Annotated in this window: 3 protein-coding genes; all 3 read right to left on the bottom strand. The window is 66.6% G+C overall.

All coding sequences use genetic code 11. The features are described from left to right. Positions 1-689: alkaline phosphatase (locus VF643_RS03815; RefSeq protein WP_331042046.1), on the bottom strand; the 689-nt coding region annotated here is incomplete at its 3' end. Between the two features lie 53 nt (positions 690-742). Continuing rightward, on the bottom strand, positions 743-1783 hold the full coding sequence (locus VF643_RS03810) for a phytase (protein WP_331042045.1): 1041 nt from the start codon (positions 1781-1783) through the stop codon (positions 743-745). Further along, the coding region (locus VF643_RS03805; protein ID WP_331042044.1) for an outer membrane beta-barrel protein at positions 1783-2638 on the bottom strand (856 nt) is incomplete at its 5' end. The genes VF643_RS03810 and VF643_RS03805, both read right to left, overlap by 1 nt.

Raw genomic sequence — 2638 nt, 5'->3', positions numbered from 1 at the left:
GCGGCGCGCGGCGCCTGACGGACGAGCGCGGGATCGTCGCCATAGCGATAGCCTGCGGCGGCGAACGCCTGTTCCGCCGTCATCTGGCGCTTGGCGAACGAGGCGGCGGCGTCCTTGCGGCCCTTGCCGATCAGGATATCGACGCCGTTGCCGAAGCGCGGCGCGAGCATCTGCGCGAAGATCGCGTCCTTGTCCTTGCGGGATGGCACGTGCGCGTAGCAGGCGGCGGGTGTCGCGTCCCAGATCGGCATGTTGGTGACGACACCGGTCGAAAGCCCGCGCTGTTCGGCATATTCCATGAAGGTCTTCACCGGCCGGGGCGCAGCGCCGGCGACGCCGGGGATCATCGAGACGACGCCGTTGTCGGTCTTGTACCCCGTCATGATCGCCGTCATGCCAGCCGCGGAGTCGCTGACCCACCGATTGAGCGACGAGGTGTCGGACAGGCCGACATGGGGCATCGAATGGATGAACAGCGACTGCGGCCGGTCATGTGCCATGATCCCGCCCGCGCTGAGTGTCGGCAGCCCGCCCGCGTCACCCAGGAACACGATGACGTTGCGCGGGCGCGGCGCGGCGGCGGTCCGCGCGGGCTTCGCAGAAGCGGTGGCTGCTGCGAAGAGAGCGGCAACGACGCACCCGGCGAGGGAAAGACGGCGCCCGGACAGGTTGCTTCGTATCTTCGTCATGGAACGATCCTTGTTCATCATCGAACGGCAAGCGCATGTCGCCGGAACAGAAGCTAGCGTAGCCGCAGCGCCTTACGCACGGCGGCCCAGCTGACATATTTGAAGTTCTGGGTGGCGGGCGCATTGTCGCCGTCCTGTGCGACCATCAGGCCGCGCGGATAAGCCGGCCCGAAGCTGCCCATCACGAGGTCGATGCCGTCGGTGTCGCTGGTGGCATCGACGGCCCCACCGCCGATGCGGAAGCGCCCCGAATAGGTCACGCCCGGCAAGCGGTATAGCGTGTAGGCGTTGTCGCCCTGGCTGGAGACGACGAGGTAGCCGCCGGTGCGCCCCTCCGGCGCCAGCGCCAGGCCTTCTGCATCGGCCACCAGGATAGTGCCATCGACGCGCGCGACCGGGGTGGCGGTGGTGGACGCCGCGGGATCGGCGGCGAAGCGCCACAACCCGACATCCTCCTCCGCGACATAGAGCAAGCCCGTGCGATCATCGACCACGCAGCCCTCGGACTGGCTGCCGAGCTTCATCGAGCGGACGGTGCGCACCTGCGGCGCTGCAGCGGACCGATCGATCGCGATCTGGTCGATCCGCCCGTCCTTCAGCACGACGAAGCCGAACAAGGCGCCGTCGCGCGGCCGGGTCCACAGGCACATGCCGTAAGCCTCGCCCGGGCCCACCGGGAAACGACCCAGCGGACGCAGCTTCGCGGTCGCGGGATCGAGATCGAACAGTGATACATGCGCCTGCGCCACATCGGCGCGGTCGCTGGCGACCACGGTGATGCGGCCGCCGCTCTCGCGCAGGTCGACATTGTTGAGCCGCGGCGCGGGCGTGTAGCTGAGCCGCTTGCCTGCGAGGTCATAGACGTGGACCCCGGCCTGTTTGTCGGTGGCGACGATCAGGCTCTTGGCTGGCGAACGCCGGTTGCGCCAGATCGCCGGATCGTCGGCCGCATCATCGGCGCTGGCGACCGGATCGGTCTCCGCGATCGCGGGAACGTCGGGCACCGCCGTGATGCGATCGGCAGCGGGCGGACCCACCACCGTTGTCGCACCACAGCCGGACAACAACAATGCTGCGGCAAGAACCGAGCGCATCAGAAGCTGACCCGAACGCCGCCCGTGTAGCGCCGGCCGAACGTCTCATGTTCGATCGTGTACTGGCTGCTGCCCGCATAACGGCGGCCGGGGCCGTTGAGCAGGTTGGCGAAATCGCCGTAGATCTCGACATTGGGGGTGATCGCGAAACGGACGCTGGCGTCGAGTTCGTCATCCCGCGCCCAATAGGCGTCGCCGCCGTCGATGCCGCGATTGACGCCGTTGACGAGCCCGAACGCACCGATCGAGTCGATCCAGGGCGAGCGGTTCTGATAGGAGACGCGCGCCGAGAAGCCGTATTTCTCGTAATAGCCGATCAAATTGTACACCCCGTCCGACGCGCCGGGCAGCCGGATCTTGCGACCGTCCGGCGTCTCCGAGCGGCTCTTGTTGAGCGTCGCGTTGAGCTGCACGCCGAACCCGCCCATCCAGTCGGGCAAGCCGAGATCGGTCACGAACGGCTCCAGCTGCTGCTGGATCGCCGCCTCCAGTCCGTAGATGTAGCCGTCGCCGCCATTGGCGATCGTGGTATATTGATACTGTGAGCGATCCACCCCGTTGCTGTTGAGGATGCTACTGTTGAAGGTGCTGGACGTGTCGAACAGGACGTCGCGCACGTCCTTGTAGAACACGCCCACCGACAGGAAGCCGCGCGGCATCGTGTAATATTCGACGTACAGATCGACGCCGCGCGCCTTTTCGGGCTTGGCTTCAGGGTTGCCGCCCGAGATCGTCAGATTGGCGTCGCTGAACGACAGATTGGGGCGAAGCTGATCGTAATCGGGGCGTGCCGCGCCGGTGTTGAACGACAGGCGCGTCTTCATCCGGTCGTTGACGTCCCAGTTGAAGTGGAGG

It is taken from the genome of Sphingomonas sp., assembly GCF_036387595.1.
Taxonomy (GTDB): domain Bacteria; phylum Pseudomonadota; class Alphaproteobacteria; order Sphingomonadales; family Sphingomonadaceae; genus Sphingomonas.
This window is presented reverse-complemented; position numbering and strand designations above follow the sequence as displayed.